This window comes from Caulobacter sp. 17J65-9 (assembly GCF_010975005.1).
GTDB lineage: Bacteria > Pseudomonadota > Alphaproteobacteria > Caulobacterales > Caulobacteraceae > 17J80-11.
Genome location: NZ_JAAIVC010000353.1, coordinates 1 through 591, shown reverse-complemented (window position 1 = coordinate 591; position 591 = coordinate 1). Strand labels below are relative to the sequence as shown.

Below are 591 nucleotides of genomic sequence, written 5' to 3'. Positions count from 1 at the left end.
CGTCGGAGCCGCCCTTGCGGGCGACCATCGGCCGGGCGCGGTCGGAGGCCGCCTGCAGCTCCGCCGAGGTCAGGGCGCGGCGCGGATCCTCGCCGCCCGGAGCGTGTCGACCGGTCATGGCTGGGCCCTCCCGCGCCCGAACGGCCAGCGCGGGCCACGCGGGGCTTCGGCGCGCGGCTGGGGCGAGCCGGCGTCCAGGGCCGGGGTCTGGTAGGCGTCGTTGTAGAGGACCGCGACCGCGTTCCCGCGCCGGAGCACGAAGGCCGGCGCGACCTGGTCGGCGACGAGGTAATCGCCCTGGGCCGAGAAGCTCACGGCCGTCTCCGCTTCGTCCAGGCCGCGCGCGTACACGGCCGGGGTCGAGGCGCCCTCGGCCCAGCGGAAAAAGGTCCGGCTGCCGTTGTCGAAGACGCGGACCGGTACGGTCTCGGCCGAGCCAGTGAAGGTGTAGGCCAGGTTGCGCGTTTCCGGCGGCGCGATCGCGTCCAGGCCCGGGGTCGGCGGCGGGGCCGACGCCGCGACCGCGGCCGGGTCCGGCGGGTAGCGGAACCGCAGCCGGTAGACGACGTCGCCCCGCGCGCAGGCCGCCGT

At 77.2% G+C, this 591-nt stretch carries 1 protein-coding gene; it reads right to left on the bottom strand.

All coding sequences use genetic code 11. From position 1 onward, the window contains the following. Positions 1–114: 114 nt before the first annotated feature. On the bottom strand, positions 115–591 hold a 477-nt coding region (locus tag G3573_RS21915; protein WP_163263712.1), incomplete at its 5' end, for a TrbG/VirB9 family P-type conjugative transfer protein.